General features: G+C 42.7%; 20 protein-coding genes. 10 read left to right on the forward strand and 10 right to left on the reverse strand.

Features of this window, described 5'->3' with window-relative positions:
• Nucleotides 1-7: 7 nt before the first annotated feature.
• The 3 genes from NDN13_RS16895 (at nt 8) to NDN13_RS16905 (ending at nt 2666) form a co-directional block, all read left to right on the forward strand.
• Nucleotides 8-1987: an ATP-dependent helicase gene (locus tag NDN13_RS16895; RefSeq protein WP_251116289.1), complete on the forward strand. Its 1980-nt coding sequence runs from the start codon at nt 8-10 to the stop codon at nt 1985-1987.
• 64 nt (nt 1988-2051) lie between these two features.
• Nucleotides 2052-2297 carry an RNA recognition motif domain-containing protein gene (locus tag NDN13_RS16900; protein WP_004802550.1) on the forward strand — a complete coding sequence of 82 codons (246 nt, stop codon included), beginning with the start codon at nt 2052-2054 and terminating at the stop codon, nt 2295-2297.
• A 6-nt stretch (nt 2298-2303) separates the two neighbouring features.
• Nucleotides 2304-2666 (forward strand): ASCH domain-containing protein, encoded by a 363-nt coding sequence (locus NDN13_RS16905; RefSeq protein WP_251116290.1) that lies wholly within the window; start codon nt 2304-2306, stop codon nt 2664-2666.
• Between the two features lie 11 nt (nt 2667-2677).
• On the opposite strand, the gene NDN13_RS16910 is transcribed toward NDN13_RS16905, so the two are convergent.
• The gene (locus NDN13_RS16910) at nt 2678-3022 is read right to left on the reverse strand and encodes an EF-hand domain-containing protein (RefSeq protein ID WP_251116291.1); all 345 of its coding nucleotides are present in this window, start codon (nt 3020-3022) and stop codon (nt 2678-2680) included.
• Between the two features lie 84 nt (nt 3023-3106).
• On the opposite strand from NDN13_RS16910, the gene NDN13_RS16915 reads away from it, so the two are divergent.
• The gene (locus NDN13_RS16915) at nt 3107-3610 is read left to right on the forward strand and encodes a DUF6586 family protein (protein WP_004655987.1); all 504 of its coding nucleotides are present in this window, start codon (nt 3107-3109) and stop codon (nt 3608-3610) included.
• Between the two features lie 103 nt (nt 3611-3713).
• Nucleotides 3714-3995 carry a hypothetical protein gene (locus tag NDN13_RS16920; RefSeq protein WP_251116292.1) on the forward strand — a complete coding sequence of 94 codons (282 nt, stop codon included), beginning with the start codon at nt 3714-3716 and terminating at the stop codon, nt 3993-3995.
• A 57-nt stretch (nt 3996-4052) separates the two neighbouring features.
• On the opposite strand, the gene NDN13_RS16925 is transcribed toward NDN13_RS16920, so the two are convergent.
• The 4 genes from NDN13_RS16925 to NDN13_RS16940 all read right to left on the reverse strand — a co-directional run bounded on the left by NDN13_RS16925 (nt 4053) and on the right by NDN13_RS16940 (nt 8002).
• Nucleotides 4053-5768 carry a cation:proton antiporter gene (locus NDN13_RS16925; RefSeq protein ID WP_251116293.1) on the reverse strand — a complete coding sequence of 572 codons (1716 nt, stop codon included), beginning with the start codon at nt 5766-5768 and terminating at the stop codon, nt 4053-4055.
• Nucleotides 5769-5974: 206 nt separating this feature from the next.
• Complete coding sequence (gene rpmG, locus NDN13_RS16930) at nt 5975-6130, reverse strand: 50S ribosomal protein L33 (protein WP_003654787.1); 156 nt, start codon at nt 6128-6130, stop codon at nt 5975-5977.
• 12 nt (nt 6131-6142) lie between these two features.
• Entirely contained in the window at nt 6143-6379 is a 237-nt protein-coding gene (gene rpmB / locus NDN13_RS16935) for a 50S ribosomal protein L28 (protein WP_004649871.1), read from the reverse strand.
• 168 nt (nt 6380-6547) lie between these two features.
• Complete coding sequence (locus NDN13_RS16940) at nt 6548-8002, reverse strand: coniferyl aldehyde dehydrogenase (protein ID WP_251116294.1); 1455 nt, start codon at nt 8000-8002, stop codon at nt 6548-6550.
• A gap of 121 nt (nt 8003-8123) precedes the next feature.
• On the opposite strand from NDN13_RS16940, the gene NDN13_RS16945 reads away from it, so the two are divergent.
• The 5 genes from NDN13_RS16945 (at nt 8124) to NDN13_RS16965 (ending at nt 11800) form a co-directional block, all read left to right on the forward strand.
• Nucleotides 8124-8822 carry a TetR/AcrR family transcriptional regulator gene (locus NDN13_RS16945; RefSeq protein ID WP_101237628.1) on the forward strand — a complete coding sequence of 233 codons (699 nt, stop codon included), beginning with the start codon at nt 8124-8126 and terminating at the stop codon, nt 8820-8822.
• A gap of 88 nt (nt 8823-8910) precedes the next feature.
• The gene (purU, locus tag NDN13_RS16950) at nt 8911-9774 is read left to right on the forward strand and encodes a formyltetrahydrofolate deformylase (protein ID WP_101237627.1); all 864 of its coding nucleotides are present in this window, start codon (nt 8911-8913) and stop codon (nt 9772-9774) included.
• A 207-nt stretch (nt 9775-9981) separates the two neighbouring features.
• Nucleotides 9982-10731, forward strand: coding sequence for an energy transducer TonB (locus NDN13_RS16955; RefSeq protein ID WP_101237626.1), 750 nt, complete (start codon nt 9982-9984; stop codon nt 10729-10731).
• Between the two features lie 42 nt (nt 10732-10773).
• Nucleotides 10774-11394, forward strand: coding sequence for a MotA/TolQ/ExbB proton channel family protein (locus NDN13_RS16960; RefSeq protein WP_101237625.1), 621 nt, complete (start codon nt 10774-10776; stop codon nt 11392-11394).
• Between the two features lies 1 nt (nt 11395).
• Nucleotides 11396-11800, forward strand: a complete 405-nt coding sequence (locus tag NDN13_RS16965; protein ID WP_101237624.1) for an ExbD/TolR family protein — start codon at nt 11396-11398, stop codon at nt 11798-11800.
• 53 nt (nt 11801-11853) lie between these two features.
• Here NDN13_RS16965 and msrA read toward each other — a convergent pair whose 3' ends face one another.
• The 5 genes from msrA to thyA all read right to left on the reverse strand — a co-directional run bounded on the left by msrA (nt 11854) and on the right by thyA (nt 15539).
• The gene (msrA, locus tag NDN13_RS16970) at nt 11854-12378 is read right to left on the reverse strand and encodes a peptide-methionine (S)-S-oxide reductase MsrA (protein WP_251116295.1); all 525 of its coding nucleotides are present in this window, start codon (nt 12376-12378) and stop codon (nt 11854-11856) included.
• A gap of 107 nt (nt 12379-12485) precedes the next feature.
• Entirely contained in the window at nt 12486-12962 is a 477-nt protein-coding gene (locus tag NDN13_RS16975; protein WP_251116296.1) for an META domain-containing protein, read from the reverse strand.
• A 125-nt stretch (nt 12963-13087) separates the two neighbouring features.
• The gene (locus NDN13_RS16980) at nt 13088-14143 is read right to left on the reverse strand and encodes a DUF4105 domain-containing protein (RefSeq protein WP_251116297.1); all 1056 of its coding nucleotides are present in this window, start codon (nt 14141-14143) and stop codon (nt 13088-13090) included.
• A gap of 18 nt (nt 14144-14161) precedes the next feature.
• Complete coding sequence (locus NDN13_RS16985; protein WP_159413829.1) at nt 14162-14671, reverse strand: dihydrofolate reductase; 510 nt, start codon at nt 14669-14671, stop codon at nt 14162-14164.
• A gap of 25 nt (nt 14672-14696) precedes the next feature.
• Complete coding sequence (gene thyA, locus NDN13_RS16990; protein WP_251116298.1) at nt 14697-15539, reverse strand: thymidylate synthase; 843 nt, start codon at nt 15537-15539, stop codon at nt 14697-14699.
• Between the last annotated feature and the right edge of the window lie 102 nt (nt 15540-15641).

The raw sequence follows: 15641 nt of genomic DNA on the forward strand, positions 1-15641 counted from the left end.
CGATTGTATGACGCTTGCCAAGCTAATTGATGAACTGAATCCACAACAAAAACAAGCAGCCACAACGACAGCACAAAATTGTCTGGTCTTGGCTGGAGCGGGTTGTGGTAAAACCAAAACCATCGTGACCAGAGCAGCATACTTAATTGATCAAGGTTTAGCTGCACAACAAATTCAGATTTTGACCTTTACCCGTCGAGCCGCCAGTGAAATCGTGACGCGGGTGGAACAGCATATGGGCACACAGGCGAAGGGCCTACGCGCATCAACCTTCCATACGTTTTGTATGTATTTATTGCGCCGTAATCCACGGGCTTTTGGCCTGAGCCAGTTCAGTATTATTGATCGTGATGATCAATTGCTGATGTTTCGTCTGTTACGTGGTAAAGATAAAGGCAATGTGTTGCCAAAGGCTGCAGAGCTATGCGATCTGTATTCCTATGCACGGAATACTAAAACTAAACTCTCAGATGCTTTGGTTGAGCAGTTACCGCAAGCGCTTGAGTACAAAGCCCAAATTACTGAGCTGATGAAAGCCTATGAGCAGCGTAAGCAGGAGCGAAATTTTCTGGATTATGATGACATCTTGGCCATCGTCGCAGTGCATTTGCAGAACTCTCCTGAGTTGGTGAAATGGGTCACTGGTTTTTGCTCAGCCTTACTGGTCGATGAAATGCAGGATACTAATCCACTGCAATGGGCGTTATTGCAGCCATTGGTGGGCAAGGTCAAACTGTTTTGCGTAGGGGATGATGCACAATCTATTTATGGCTTCCGTGGCGCCGATTTTGAAAATATTCATCATTTTAAAGAACGTGTACCCGATGCCGAAGTGCTGACTTTGGAAATGAATTATCGTTCCACTCAGGGTATTTTAGATTTATCCAACTGGTTACTCGAGCAAAGCCAAATTGAATATGACAAGCATCTACAGGCCTATCGAGGCAAAGGGTTAAAGCCACAACTGCATATCCTGAGCAATGAGTTTGAAGAAGCCAATTGGATTATTCAGGACTTGAATCGTCGTCATAGGCAAGGTGCGGCTTGGGCAGAACACATGGTGTTGCTGCGCTCAGGTTTTAGTGGGCGTTATTTGGAAGGTGCTTTGATTGCCGCCAATATTCCCTATCGATTTATCGGTGGAGTCAAACTGCTTGAATCGGCACATGTCAAAGACGTACTCAGTTTGCTGCGAGTCAGCGTTAATCCGCAGGATGACTTAGCCTGGATGCGTTTCCTGACGCTTTGGGATGGTGTGGGTGATGTGGGTGCCAGTAAATTGGCGCAAGAACTGATTCAACTGCCTGATATCGAAGCCCGTTGCCAGCGATTAGAGCGCCATGGCAAAGTCCCGCAACAAGCGATTTTAATTTTGATGCAACTGGATGTGTTGCAGCAGCATGTCGAAGCTTGTATTGGTCTGGCACTGGATGCATTGAATGAACAGCTGGAAAATAATTATAAAACCAAAGATTGGTCACGCCGTGTCAAAGACTTTGATTTGGTCAAGCAATTGGCACGTAAACACAGCGCGCTTGGGGAGTTCTTAGAGGAATATGTACTGGATCCGATTTCAGTGTCAGAAATTGATAAAACCCCAGATCAAGATTTAGTGACCTTGATTACCATTCACTCCGCCAAAGGGGCAGAACAAAAAGTCTGTTATGTCCCACATGTTTCTCCGAATCAATATCCACATGCCCGTGCACAAGGTGATTTTGATGATGTCGAAGAAGAACGCCGTGTGCTGTATGTGGCCTTAACCCGTGCCGAAGATGAATTGATTTTGACCAAACAGAATTTAAATTTATGGTCACAGGATCAATATGACGAGCTAGGAAGAAAGATCGAAAGTTACTTCCTCAATGATTTACCTCAACATTTAGTTGATGTTCAGATTCATCGAGATGTTCCACGTGGCTATGGCCAAAGCAGTCGTTCTCGTACCACTGCAATCAATTTAGGTTTTGGCATTGATTTCGATTAAACTAGCGAGATTCAATTTCTTTTGATTCATTGATTAAACAATGAATCATCTTTTAGGTTTTAGCATGAAAATTTTAGTTCGTAATTTAGACCGTAATGTGACTGATGCGGAAATTCTCGACTTATTCAAAGCATATGGAAAAGTTGAGTCTTGTGTCGTGGTCAAAGACGAAGCAACGGGGAAATCGAAAGGTTTCGGTTTTGTTGAAATGCCAAATCCACGTGAAGCGATTAAAGCGATCAAAGGTTTAAACACTTTAAAAGTAAAAAGCCAAGGCATTCGTGTCAAAGCTGCGGATGACAAAGCTTAATTATCAATGTTAAAGCAATATACGGCTTTATCGATTGTTGCTCCGAGTGCTGAGCGGATTGTACAAGGGCTTAAAACCCTTGAGATTCGCTCATGGCAACCCGAAATGTTGCCACTAAAAGATGTGGTGATTGTCGAGAATCAAAACTTTCTTTTGAATGATGGGGATGAAGAATCGGGATGGGTTGTGGCTGTGGTCGATATCGAAGCCGTACATGCTTGGCGAGCGGATGAAGTTGAAGCCGCTTGTGCATCGGTTTGGATTGAAGGCTATTTGGCTTGGGTCATTCGCAATATTCGTCCGATTGATCCACCGATTCAAGTCATGGCCAAGCGAAAACTCTATCTGCTTGAGTTGGACATTGGGTAGCTTATCTACCGTTATTTCCCCCAAGTTGAACCCCAACCCTGACAAGGGTTAGAAAAATAAGTATAAATATTGATGATTTCTTGCTGATCTAAAAGCCCATTATGGTTGAGATCCAACGCTTTGAATATTTTGATTCGATTCGGATCGATTGTAAGACGCTGTTTTTGCCAAGCAACGGGTTGGTCTTGTAGCTGGATCAGCTTTTTCCATTCATTTTGATCAATCATTTGATCTCGGTTGAGATCGTAATTGGCATAGAGCTTTTCCCAGTCTAAACCGGCAGGTTCGCAGCTATAAGCGATGGGAATGACCATACAGCATATTAAGCTCAGTATGGCTTGTTGAATATGACGCATGGCTAGGCTCAAAAGATATTGATTTTATCATTAAAGCATTTAATCTTAAGCTATCCAAGCGAAAGGATCTTGAAGGAAAATATTATGTCTCGTGTTGCTCGTTATCATGCTGATCGCACCAATCAAAAACTGTATTTTGCTCGTCTCGCATGTCAACAAGCGGAGCAAACTGAACATATTCAGCAGGCACAGGCTTATCGTGAAGCAGCAGTGTTTCATTTACACGGCGCAATTTTAGCTTTCTTACAGGAATTGGTCCGTTATTACCGTCTCAATGATTTACAGCCGACCTTTAAGTCGATTGAAGAACATATGGCAGATAAAGGACAGGTTTCACCTGAGGTTTTAGTTTTGCAGCAATTGGCTAAAGATGGTTTTGTGGCTGAGTTAAAGCGTGCATACCGTATGTGTCAATATGCCCCTGAGCCAACAGCACCAGAACCTGAAAATGAAACTTCTTCAAACCTGATTATTAAAGTGACACAAAGTCCGCAGGCGTGGTTGCCCGATGCCAAAATTCTACGTGAATGGCACCGTGAGTTAAGTCATTTAATTGATGGTTTTCGTAATGAAATGGTGGAGTTCTAAGTCAAATCTTAGAGATGACTTGAAATCTTTGCCAACAGTACTTATATAAATAAGACGTGAGCGCAAAATACTTTGCCACCATGTTGAAGCATGGAGAAAATTTATGTCAATGCAACAGTTAAAAGAATTATTTGGTAATCAAGAAGCCGTTCTTGAATTGGTTCAACTCGAAGGTGGTGAGCTTGCTTTGCGCAATGCGGGTTCTGAAGAACATGAGCCTTTAGTCAAGATTCAGTTTAGTGACGAAGTAAAAGCAATTCTGGGCGATCAGACCCCAACGGTTGCACAGCACATGATTCAGGCAGCTTTGTTTGGTCTGTTAGAAAAACAGATGAACCAGTGGCAGGCGGAAGTGATGGATGAACAGCCAACCCATTTGAGCTGATCTCAAAAAGAAAAAAGCGTACTTAAAGTACGCTTTTTTTTGTGCTTTCCGAAGCTGTTAATGGGCTTCAGACTGATGCGCCAACTCGATTTGGTTCAGGATATGATGACTCATATTCTTCGCCATTTCTTCTTTGGCATAGAACACCTCACCAATATTTTCTTCACGAATTACCACGGCTTCTTCTTTACTTTCTGCACAGATCAAGACCTGAATTTCAGGATTGAGCTGTTTGGAAATATCGACTATACGGTGAATATCTAAAATATCCATCGGTGAAATCACCAGTAAACGGGCATGTTGAATATGTGCCTGAATCAACACATTCGGTTCAGTCGCTTCACCGCTGACGGCTGCGATACCTTGAGTACGTAGTTTTTCTACGATTTCACGATTTTCTTCAGCAATCACCACTTTGATGTTTTGTTGCATCAGATTTTCACTAATACGACGACCAACGCCACCGTAACCGATAATCACCACCTGATCACGCAGGTAAGCCTGATCAACCTCATCTGGCAACATGGCCAGTGGGTCACCACTACGTTCTAACATACGCGCCAAATGCGAGCGCTCACGAATCCAGCGTTGTACAGGCTCAATCGCAGAGAACACAAATGAGTTGAGGGTAATCGAGAATAATGCACCAGCAAGAATCAGGTTCTGGGCATCAGGTGTGAGTAAGCCTAACGATAAGCCGAGTGTCGCTAGGATAAAGGAGAACTCACCGATTTGTGCCAAACTGGCGCCTACGGTTAAGGCGGTATTGATTGGATAACGGAAGAATAGGACTAAAGCCATTGCCGCGAGTGTTTTGCCGACCATAATAATGGCAACTACGGCTAAAATACGTAATGGTTCTTCAACCAGAATGCTTGGATCAAACAGCATGCCGACCGAAACAAAGAACAAAATCGAGAAGATTTCACGTAAGGGGAGCGTTTCTTCTTCGGCACGGTGACTAAAATCAGATTCTTTAACCACCATCCCAGCAAAGAATGCGCCAAGTGCCATTGAAACGCCAAATACGGCATAAGAACCATAGGCAATTGAAACCGCAGCGGCAACAACGGTGAGGGTGAACAGTTCCCGCGAACCTAAACGTGCCACGAATTGCATAATCATTGGTACTAAGCGTTTACCAATAATCAGCATAAAGGCGATAAAGCCAGTGACTTTGAGCAGGGTAATGCCAATGGTGATCCAGATACTTTGTGAAGTATCCGTCCCTGGCAGTGCTTGACCACCGAGTAAGACGGCTGTTGCAGGTAGAAGGACCAAGGCCAAGACCATGACCAGATCTTCAACCAAGAGCCAGCCGACTGCAATTTTTCCGTTAACGGAATCAAGTAAACCGCGATCACCCAATGCCTTGAGCAACACAACGGTACTGGCACAAGATAAGCTTAGGCCGAAGATCAGTGCTGCACCGAAGCTCCAGCCCCAAAACATAGAAACGGCGATGCCGAGTAAAGTCGCGACTGCAATCTGCAAAATTGCACCTGGGAGTGCGATACGGCGTACTTGCAGTAAATCTTTAAGCGAAAAATGCATCCCCACACCAAACATGAGGAACATCACCCCGAGTTCGGCTAACTGATTGGCAAGTTGAATATCGCCGACCACACCAGGCGTATTTGGACTAATAATAATGCCGGCAACGAGATAACCAATTAAAGGAGGTAAGCGTAAACGAGCTGCGATATAGCCAAAAATAAGGGCCATACCAAAACCGACAGCAAGTAATATAATTAAATCAACATCATGTGGCATTTGAGTTCCTTAATCGTTGCGGTTAAGGTAGAAATAAATGAGCATAAAGCATGCCAAGAAAACAGCGAATAAAGTGTAACAACTAAAATCGAATTTGTTGATGACAATTTTTTTATTTATCAAAAAAAATCATGTAAATTGTAGTTTCTATTTTTTAGGCAAAAAAAACGACTTCAAATGAAGCCGTTTTTCTTAAAGAACTAAAATTATTTAATTTTAGCTTCTTTGAAAATTACGTGTTGACGGATTTTTGGATCAAATTTTTTGATTTCCATTTTTTCCGGCATAGTACGTTTGTTCTTAGTAGTGGTATAGAAGTAACCAGTACCAGCTGTAGAAACGAGGCGAATCTTATCACGCATTGTTCAGACTCCTTAGATCTTTTGACCTTGAGCACGGAGATCAGCAACAACTTTCTCGATACCCAATTTATCAATAATACGCATACCTTTAGTGGTTAGACGAAGACGTACAAAACGCTTTTCGCTTTCTAACCAAAAACGGTGGTGGTGCAGGTTCGGCTCGAACCGGCGTTTGGTTTTGTTGTTTGCGTGCGATACGTTGTTACCAACGATAGGACGCTTGCCGGTAACTTGGCAAACCTTAGACATGGTGAACTCCATTGCTAGTTTATACAGCACAATTTCGTGCAACTAGCCATTCAAGTAAACGGATGAAATCATTCAAGGGGCGTTTTATACCAAAAATACGATTAAAAGACAAGCGAATTTGGTAAAAACAAGGCATGAACTAGTGTGATAGCTCATGCCTTAACCAGCTTAACGAAATAGTGTTTTCAAAAGCAGTTTGTGCGTTGCTTTATTATACGGCGGAAGGATGAATTTTAAACTGTAAAGTTTCGGGCTAACTGGATTCGACATCATTGAGCGTTCATGCGAGAAGCTAAAGAAGCCTTCTTTACCATGATATTTGCCCATACCAGATGCACCAATACCACCAAATGGCAGGTCATCCTGTGCCACATGGGTCAAGGTCTGGTTGATCCCGAAGTGCCCTGAGTGAGTGCGGCTGGCAACATAGTCTGCACGTGCACTATCAATATCGAAGTAATAGAACGCCAATGGACGTGGGCGGCTATTGATGAATTGCAGCGCATCTTCAATATGTTCATATTCTAAAATAGGCAAAATTGGACCGAAGATTTCATTACGCATAATCTCCATCTCTGTCGTCACACCTGTTAATAAGGTCGGTGCAATCTTACGAACCTCAGTTAAAGACTCATTCTTGGCATTCAGTTCAACAATCGTCGCGCCTTGATCGCGAGCATCTTCCAAATAGCCTTGCAGACGGTTGTACTGCTTGTCATTCACAATTGAAGTGTAGTCTTTATTGTCACGCAAAGTCGGATACATGGTGGTCACAAAGTCATTGTAGTGCTTGGTGAACTCTGCTGTTTTACCTTTAGGCAAGAACATATAGTCAGGTGCAACACAGGTTTGACCTGCATTCCAGAGTTTACCCACGGCTATACGTTGCGCCACATCACGAATGTTCATGGCTGAATGAACCAGTGCAGGGGACTTGCCACCTAATTCTAAAATCACAGGGACAAGATTCTCTGCTGCCGCAGCCATCACCGTTTTACCGACAGAGGTTGAACCTGTGAAAATCATTTTATCGAATGCCAGATGACTGAATGCATCTGAAATAACACCACCGCCGTTTACAACAGCGACCAATTCTTGAGGGAAGGCTTCAGCTAAGGCATTTTCGAGCACATAACCAAAGTTAGATGATGCACTTGAGATTTTGATCATGGTATGGTTGCCCGCAGCCAAGGCACAGATCAGTGGACCAACAGAAAGTAATAAAGGATAGTTCCATGGCGCAATCACCCCAATAACACCGAGTGGCTGATATTCTACCCACCCTTTTGCTGGTTGGTGTAACATGCTGATATGGCGTTTAGATGGTTTCATCCATTCAGTTAGGTTCTTGCTATAGTATTTAATATGCTCTAGACAAGTCAGAACTTCGCCGATTTTGGTTTCCATTACGGCACGATTGCCGTAGTCTTGACTAATTGCGTTAGCAAATTGATCTTGATATTTTACCAAGATATTTTTAAGTCGGGCTAAGCGTTCAATACGTTCTTTGGCGCTTGGAACAGGATGACGTTGGTAAGCTGCTTTTTGCTGTTCAAGCAAATCATGCAGCCGTTTTACATCAACATGAGGTGTCATAGCGGTTGTTTTTGTTTGACTGTTCATAGGAGTAGACCAAAAGAAAGCTTATTATTTTTTAATTTTTAGAGTAAATACTCTAAAGTGTCAAGTCGCTTTATAGGTTTGTTTTATAACCTATTGATAATGTTATAGATGGTTAAACTCAATGTCGCACGCTAAACCGAACAAAACAAAAGATAGAATTTTGCAAATCAGTTTGCAGTTGTTTAATGAGCGTGGAGAGCGTTCGGTCACAACCAATCACATTGCGGCTGAGTTGGGGATTAGCCCCGGCAATCTGTACTATCACTTTCGTAATAAACAGGAAATTATTAAGGAACTGGCGCAACAGTATCAGTCGGAAACCTTGGAAATGTTGGCTCTGCCGACGGATCGTCCATTGAATGCCAACGATAAGATCAGTTATTTCCAAGTGCTGAGTAATCAGTTGTGGGCTTATCGTTTTATTCACCGAGATGTCTATCATCTGGTTGAAAATAATGAAGACTTCCGCAAAATCTATCCACGTTTTGCTGGGCAGGTGATGCAGCAGGGGCAAAAAATTTATCGTGCCTTCGTCGATGCGGGTCTGATGAAAATGACCGATTCAGAAATTGAAGCCTTGATTATTAACTTATGGATTGTGCTGACCAACTGGACCAACTTCTTATATATGTCAGGGCATATCAGCGATAATAACCGCCTCGAAGAAAAGTGGGTTTGGCAGGCCTTACGTCAAATGGTGTTCTTGGAAGGCCCATATTTAATGGGTGAAAGTCGTCAAACTTATGAGCAATTACTAAAATCACTGGGCCCATCCGATTTGTTTGCCAGCTTATCGAATCTTAAAAATGATGATGAATAGATCGTCAGCAGCTATTTAGTCAATAGCAAAAAAGGGTTAGAATGCTCGGCTTGATTTTAATTTGATTCGAATAAGTGATATTAACCAAATGAACACGACTACAGCCCACACAGCACGATTACTGATTACTTGTGAAGACAAGCCGGGGATCGTGCAAGCCGTATCGAGCTTTTTGTATCATCAGGGAGCAAACATTACCGCACTTGATCAGTACGCAACAGAAGCTCAAGGCGGGCGTTATTTCATGCGTGTCGAGTTTGAGCTTGATAACTTGCCGTCTCGTAAAGAAGCATTGATGCAGACTTTTGCTGCCAATGTCGCAGAACGCTACAACATGCAATGGAAATTGAATTTCGTTGGTGAGTTGAAGAAAGTCGGAATTCTGGTGTCTAAAGTCGATCATGCGCTATTAGAGTTGTTATGGCGTCATGCGCGTGGTTCATTGCCATGTGAAATTACCCAAGTGATTTCTAACCATCCAGATTTACGTGAATCGGTTGAGAACTTTGGTATTCCATTCCATGTGGTACCTGTGAATAAAGACAATAAAGTTGAAGCTTATGCACAGATCAATGAGATGATGCAGGGCAATGACTTGTTGATCTTGGCGCGTTATATGCAGATTCTCAGTGAAGACTTCGTCGCGCAGTGGGAAATGAAAATCATCAATATTCACCACTCATTCTTACCTGCTTTCGTTGGTGCGAACCCATACAAGCAAGCTTATGAGAAAGGGGTGAAGTTGATTGGAGCGACCGCACATTATGTGACTGCTGATCTGGATCAAGGCCCGATTATCGAGCAAGATGTTGAACGTGTGAGCCATGACTACAACGTTGAGCAATTGCGTGAGTTGGGTGAAGACGTTGAACGTAATGTTTTGGCGCGCGCAGTTAAATGGCACTTGGAAGACCGTATTATTGTGGATGGCAATAAGACCGTAGTTTTCTAGTAAATTGCTAGGTTACAGTATGTAAAGAGAACATGCCGCAAGGCATGTTTTTTTATGTCTATTTTTCAATGGCTAGCAAATATACAAGAAAAAACAGTTGCAAATGAAAACACTTCTCATTTATTATTACGGCACTTTCATTGTTCTATCCGATGAGTGAAATCGTTTTTTTGAAAGCGTCACCATCTATTAGGTACTTAGATTCTTATGAGTCAATCTCCTGCTACATTCAACACGCCACACCCGATGAAAAAGAAAATCATCGCTGCCTTAGTTGCAGTTGTGATTGGACATGTAGGAGTTCTGTGGGCGGTGAGCCACATGAAAACGATTGAGTTAAGACCAATCGAGAAAGAACCGCTTAAGGTGAAGTTCGTTAAGATTAAAGAACCACCAAAACCTGAACCACCGAAACCAAAAGAAAAGCCAAAACCTGAACCTAAAAAAGAGGTGAAGGAAGTTAAAGTTGTTGAAAAACCTTTACCTCCACCGAAAAAGATTGAAAAGGTTCAACAGGTTAAAGAGGCGCCAAAACCTGTTCTTCAAAAAACTGAACAAAAGATTGAACCTAAAGTTGAAACCAAGGTCGTGACTACTGTGACTGAAAAAGTGGTTGAAAAACCACAACCGGTTCAGGAAGTTGCGAAACCACAACCTGCTGCGGATCCATCACCAAAACGTGTATCGATTGGCGGTTCAGGGGTTCAATGGAGTCGTTCACCAAAATTATCTGTAACTGCAAAAGATCTGGATAACCAAACACGTTCAGTGATGGTCATGATTGAAGCGGATGAAAAAGGTAAAATTACCAATGCACGTATTACACGTAGCAGTGGTATACCGAATTTAGATGAAAAAGTTTTACGTGCTGTCAGAAGTGCGAAATTTAAACCGTATATGGAAAATGGTGTTGCTTACCCGATTCGAGCAGAGCAACCGTTTGATCTTAGTCCTTAATAAATTTGAGTCCTTGCGACAGATTAAATCAGGAGTTCGTATATGAACTTTTCAGTTTATTGGCAACATGCAGATGCAGTAAGTAAAACACTGTATTTCATCCTTTTAGCAATGTCGATTGCGACGTGGACTATTTTCATTCTGCGCATTTTAGGAACACGCCAATTAAAACAACAGGCTTATAAGCAACTGGTCCAAGCTTTGGCTACGCTTAAAGCTAAGTTACAGCCTTTGTCATTTGAACAACGTAAAGCTGTGGCTGAGCAAGCATTGCTTCGTCAAATCTCTGCAGAGAAATCTCAAGCAGAAAAAGGCGTATCAGTTCTTGGAACGATTGCTTCACTTGCACCGTTCGTGGGCTTATTCGGTACAGTATGGGGTATTTTCCATGCCTTGGTTGCGGTGGGCAAAAGTGGTCAAGCTGGCCTAGCTCAGGTTGCAACTCCCGTAGGTGAAGCCTTGATCATGACCGGTTTGGGTCTTGCAGTGGCGATTCCTGCGGTGATGGCCTATAACATCTGTGTACGTTTCAATCGTGGCTTGGCGCATGATTTACAAGATCAAGCACATAGCCTATTAATCGATACTATGTTGCAACAAGAAACAACGGTAAAGACTGAAACTAAAACGACACAACAAAGTTTAGTTGGAGGTCAAGCTTAAGATGGGCTTTCAATTGGGTGAAGACCACGACAGTGGCATGAATGAGATGAACCTCATTCCTCTGATCGACATTATGTTGGTATTGATGATTATCTTTTTAGTCACAGCAACGGTTGCTAACCCATCAATTCCACTAAGTTTACCAAAGACTACTGCTGAAATTGTCGATCCACCACCAAAAGCGATCACCATTAGTATTAATGACAAAGGTGAGGTGGCTTGGGATGCGCAGATTATTAGCTTAGATGAGCTAGAGAAGCGTTTCCAAGAGGCGGGTCAGGCTGCGACTAAACCAACTGTGCAGTTACGTGCAGATAAAGAATCAAAATATGATACGGTTGCACAAGTGATGTCTCGTGCCAGTGAAGCAGGTTTAAGTGATATTGCGTTCGTCAGTGAAAACTAAGACAGCACGCGATACCAAGAAAAAAGCAACTCATTGAGTTGCTTTTTTTATGCTTAGGCATCTTTGAGTAGATCAAGATACTTGGCGCGCAATTTAGACAGCTTAGGCGGAATGCTAAAGTTGCAGTAGCCTTGTGAGGGATTACGTGCAAAGAAATTCTGATGATACTCTTCTGCAGGGTAGAACGTTGGTACTGGGCTGAGTTCAGTGACGATATTCAGTCCTTCATCTTCCAGACTGTGGATGACTTGTTCAGCTTGCTGCTTTTGTTCTTCGTTGAAGTAATACACCACAGAGCGATATTGTGTACCAATATCATTGCCTTGACGATTGAGAGTGGTTGGGTCATGCGTTGTAAAGAACACGTTTAGCAGTTGAGTATAGCTGATCTGTTGCTCATCAAAATCAATCAGGACAACTTCGGCATGCTGCGTTGTGCCTTGGCAGACCTGTTCATAGGTCGGGTTTTGGCTAATCCCGCCAGCATAACCACTCACCACCTTCTCTACACCTTTAAGCTGTAGAAATACGGCTTCGACACACCAAAAACATCCACCGCCCAATAGTGCTTGTTGCATAAGACTCCCCAATTTTTAATTTTAAGAATGCTATTAAAGTAAACGAAGTGTTGAAAAAGTAAAAGCCCGTGTTCGCAACGAGCTTTTATTTTTTTGTGATCTGTAAATTACGGAAGCGGCTGAATCACGGTGACAAAGCTGACCAGAACCTTGCCTGATGCATCCATGAATTTAAGCTCATGGCCTTTCAGTTCATAATTGGTTGTGCTTGCCAACGCATTATTGTATTGATGTGAAAGTGCACTGTTGTCTTGACCGATACATGCCATCATGGTTGACGCAATTGGGCCGAGGCGTAAGATAGCTCCTTGGCTTTCAAAGCTGCCTTGAATCTGGTTACAACCATCTGCACCAAAGAAACGTTTGCCTTTGGCATCAAATTGAATTGCAGGGCGCTTACCAGAAAGATCATTGCTTTTAATCTCGACACCATTGATATGGGTGGCAATCCAGTTACGGCCATAGAGATTGATGCTTTCTTTCTGAGATGCATTGGGAGCGGTTTGGAGAGATTCTGTGGTTGAACAACCCGTCATTGCTACGGCAATTGCCAAAGTACATGTTGTTAAAAAAGGCTTTAACATAAAATTTAAGTCCAAATCATTGTGTTTCTATGTTTGGCATTAGAATAAAACAACATGGAGTGGAACAGGATATTGAGTATCCTTTTGTAAATGTTCAGGTGTTTTTAATAAAATGAGTGGAAAAATTACTCAGTTTTGGGAAGACCTGTACGAATGACATCCGAAAAATATTCACTGCTCTGATTAGGCTGTTGTTCATATTGTTCTGCACGTGGATTGATATGTGCCAAGCGATACCATTCTTTCATGCTGTAGTTTTGATTGAGCGCTTTCAGATCGTAGAGGTAATTGGGTAAATAACCCGAGGCCAATAAGCGGTAGTCTTTGGGTAAGCGCTGTGGATTAATCGCTTGAACCATGTCAAAGACCAGCGTGGTGCAGTTACTGGTCAGCGTGTTGTACCATTTGGCTTCTGCGCGCAGTTCATCTGCTTTGTGCAGATATTCAATGAAGAGAGCTTTGCGTTCAGCTGCGGGCATTCTGATCGGGAATAAATAGACTTGTTCATGGCGAACATTACTGCGCGTATAGATCAGATCTTTTTCATCGGAAGCGACTAAACTGAGTTCGTATTTACGGAAAAAGCCGCCAATCGCAGAAAAGTCTTCGCCTTTTTCTTTGCGGATTTCAATAGAGAATACCAATGGTTTTTGATCAGAAAAATCGAAACTGACCAGCGTATGGGCAATCTGTGGGCCCATCCAGTAGGAGGTAATGACATTGATGCCCGTAATTTTATTCAGGTCAATAGTGCGATCTTCCCAATGGATGTCATAGCTGCCATCGGCATGCCAGTCAAAGTTTCGCACATTATGCAGCTGTACAAGATCACCATTTTTTTCATAGCTCAACTGTTCGGCAACCTCTGGATTCCAATCCCGATCTTGTCTTGCTTCTAAGGAAAAATACCAAACCAAAGCACAGGCAAATGCCACACAATAAATAATGATATCGGTGCGACGACTCACCAGATGGCCACTGACATAGACGCCAATCAAGCTGAGTGCAAACAGGCTCCAGAGAATAATGCTGACTCGGCTAAAGAATGAGCCGAGTGGCTGTTGAATCCATAAGGCTAGGCAGAACCAGACACTTGAAAGAACCACGAACAAGGTAAACAGACTATGTAAAAGTCCGATGCCTAAAGCGATGAAAAACTCACGTGATCCAATATTATGCATGGTCGATGCAATCCATTTTTATTTTTGGTAGGTCGCAAACTCAAAAGTAACCCCTGATTTCTCATCAGTATGCTGTTCCGCGTTTACTTTACGAAAATCTTCCGAGATTTCTGGGTAATGCGCATCACCTTGAACGTCAAGATCAACATGCGTTAATTCTAAACGATCGGCAATAGCGAGCGTTTGGGTAAAAATCTCTCCACCCCCAATAATAAATAAGGATGCTTTTTCAGCGTGTTGTGCATCTGTAAGTGCGCCATTAAGCGCATCTTCGATACTGTGTGCGACTTTAACCCCGTCAAAATGCCATTCAGGGTCACGGGTAATCACCCAGTTGACACGATTCGGTAGGGTACGCCCCATCGATTCAAGGGTTTTACGGCCCATGATCACCACACCGCCTTGGGTAATGGCTTTAAAGTGCTTTAAATCAGCAGAAATATGCCACGGCAAAGCATTGCCTTTGCCGATACAGTGATTTTTATCCATTGCAACTACGTGGACAACTTCAGTGCCTTGCCATGCCATTTTATATTCTCTCTAATTAATCGATTTAAACTGCGACAGGTGCTTTGATTGCCGGATGTGATTCATAACCTACGATTTCAATATCTTTAAATTTAAAGTCGAAAATATCGGTAATCTCAGAATTGAGTTTTAATTGGCACAAAGGTAATGGTTCACGGCTAAGCTGTAACTGAGCCTGTTCAAAGTGGTTTGCATATAAATGCGTATCGCCACCTGTCCAGACAAAGTCACCGACACCTAAGCCACAGACCTGAGCAATCATATGGGTCAGTAGGGCATAGCTGGCAATATTAAACGGGACACCTAAAAACACATCTGCACTACGTTGATACAACTGGCAGGACAGTTTGTTGTCTTGTACAAAAAATTGGAACAGGGTATGGCAAGGTGGTAATGCCACTTTACCTGCTTCATTTGGGTTCCAGCCAGAAACGATCAAACGACGTGAATTCGGATTGGTCTTAATTTCATTGACCAACCATTGAATTTGGTCAAAACCATTTTGTTGGTAGCTACCATCTTCATTTTGACTTGCGCCAAAGTTACGCCATTGATGGCCATAAACAGGGCCAAGTTCACCTTCTGGACGACCAAAACGTGCAGTCTGTTCTGCAGTTGCCCATTCATCCCAAATTGAAACTTTATTGTCTTTGAGATATTCAACATTGGTATCACCTTTCAGGAACCAAAGCAGTTCAATGACGATGGAACGAAAGTGGACTTTCTTGGTGGTGAGCAGTGGAAAGCCTTTAGAAAGATCAAAGCGCATCTGATGACCAAATACTGAACGTGTACCTGTGCCTGTGCGGTCACCTTTGTCGCCGCCATTGTCAAGGATATGTTGTAAAAGGTCTAAATATGTACGCATTGTCATTCCTACCGCAGATTTTGCCTGGGCTCATCTTATCAGAATTTATATGATAAATAATGGGTCAATTGAGCGTCATTAACTGTCGTAGTGCAGACTTTG

The organism is Acinetobacter sp. C32I (assembly GCF_023702715.1).
Lineage (GTDB): Bacteria > Pseudomonadota > Gammaproteobacteria > Pseudomonadales > Moraxellaceae > Acinetobacter.

Excerpts from the sequence above, each read along its gene's own strand:
- thyA (WP_251116298.1), bottom strand. The coding sequence starts at position 15,539 with ATGCGTACATATTTAGACCTTTTACAACATATCCTTGACAATGGCGGC.
- NDN13_RS16895 (WP_251116289.1), top strand. The coding sequence starts at position 8 with ATGACGCTTGCCAAGCTAATTGATGAACTGAATCCACAACAAAAACAA.
- NDN13_RS16900 (WP_004802550.1), top strand. The coding sequence starts at position 2,052 with ATGAAAATTTTAGTTCGTAATTTAGACCGTAATGTGACTGATGCGGAA.
- NDN13_RS16985 (WP_159413829.1), bottom strand. The coding sequence starts at position 14,671 with ATGGCATGGCAAGGCACTGAAGTTGTCCACGTAGTTGCAATGGATAAA.
- NDN13_RS16960 (WP_101237625.1), top strand. The coding sequence starts at position 10,774 with ATGAACTTTTCAGTTTATTGGCAACATGCAGATGCAGTAAGTAAAACA.
- NDN13_RS16975 (WP_251116296.1), bottom strand. The coding sequence starts at position 12,962 with ATGTTAAAGCCTTTTTTAACAACATGTACTTTGGCAATTGCCGTAGCA.
- purU (WP_101237627.1), top strand. The coding sequence starts at position 8,911 with ATGAACACGACTACAGCCCACACAGCACGATTACTGATTACTTGTGAA.
- msrA (WP_251116295.1), bottom strand. The coding sequence starts at position 12,378 with ATGCAACAAGCACTATTGGGCGGTGGATGTTTTTGGTGTGTCGAAGCC.
- NDN13_RS16955 (WP_101237626.1), top strand. The coding sequence starts at position 9,982 with ATGAGTCAATCTCCTGCTACATTCAACACGCCACACCCGATGAAAAAG.
- NDN13_RS16905 (WP_251116290.1), top strand. The coding sequence starts at position 2,304 with ATGTTAAAGCAATATACGGCTTTATCGATTGTTGCTCCGAGTGCTGAG.
- NDN13_RS16910 (WP_251116291.1), bottom strand. The coding sequence starts at position 3,022 with ATGCGTCATATTCAACAAGCCATACTGAGCTTAATATGCTGTATGGTC.
- NDN13_RS16965 (WP_101237624.1), top strand. The coding sequence starts at position 11,396 with ATGGGCTTTCAATTGGGTGAAGACCACGACAGTGGCATGAATGAGATG.
- NDN13_RS16920 (WP_251116292.1), top strand. The coding sequence starts at position 3,714 with ATGTCAATGCAACAGTTAAAAGAATTATTTGGTAATCAAGAAGCCGTT.
- NDN13_RS16925 (WP_251116293.1), bottom strand. The coding sequence starts at position 5,768 with ATGCCACATGATGTTGATTTAATTATATTACTTGCTGTCGGTTTTGGT.
- NDN13_RS16940 (WP_251116294.1), bottom strand. The coding sequence starts at position 8,002 with ATGAACAGTCAAACAAAAACAACCGCTATGACACCTCATGTTGATGTA.
- NDN13_RS16915 (WP_004655987.1), top strand. The coding sequence starts at position 3,107 with ATGTCTCGTGTTGCTCGTTATCATGCTGATCGCACCAATCAAAAACTG.
- rpmB (WP_004649871.1), bottom strand. The coding sequence starts at position 6,379 with ATGTCTAAGGTTTGCCAAGTTACCGGCAAGCGTCCTATCGTTGGTAAC.
- rpmG (WP_003654787.1), bottom strand. The coding sequence starts at position 6,130 with ATGCGTGATAAGATTCGCCTCGTTTCTACAGCTGGTACTGGTTACTTC.
- NDN13_RS16945 (WP_101237628.1), top strand. The coding sequence starts at position 8,124 with ATGTCGCACGCTAAACCGAACAAAACAAAAGATAGAATTTTGCAAATC.
- NDN13_RS16980 (WP_251116297.1), bottom strand. The coding sequence starts at position 14,143 with ATGCATAATATTGGATCACGTGAGTTTTTCATCGCTTTAGGCATCGGA.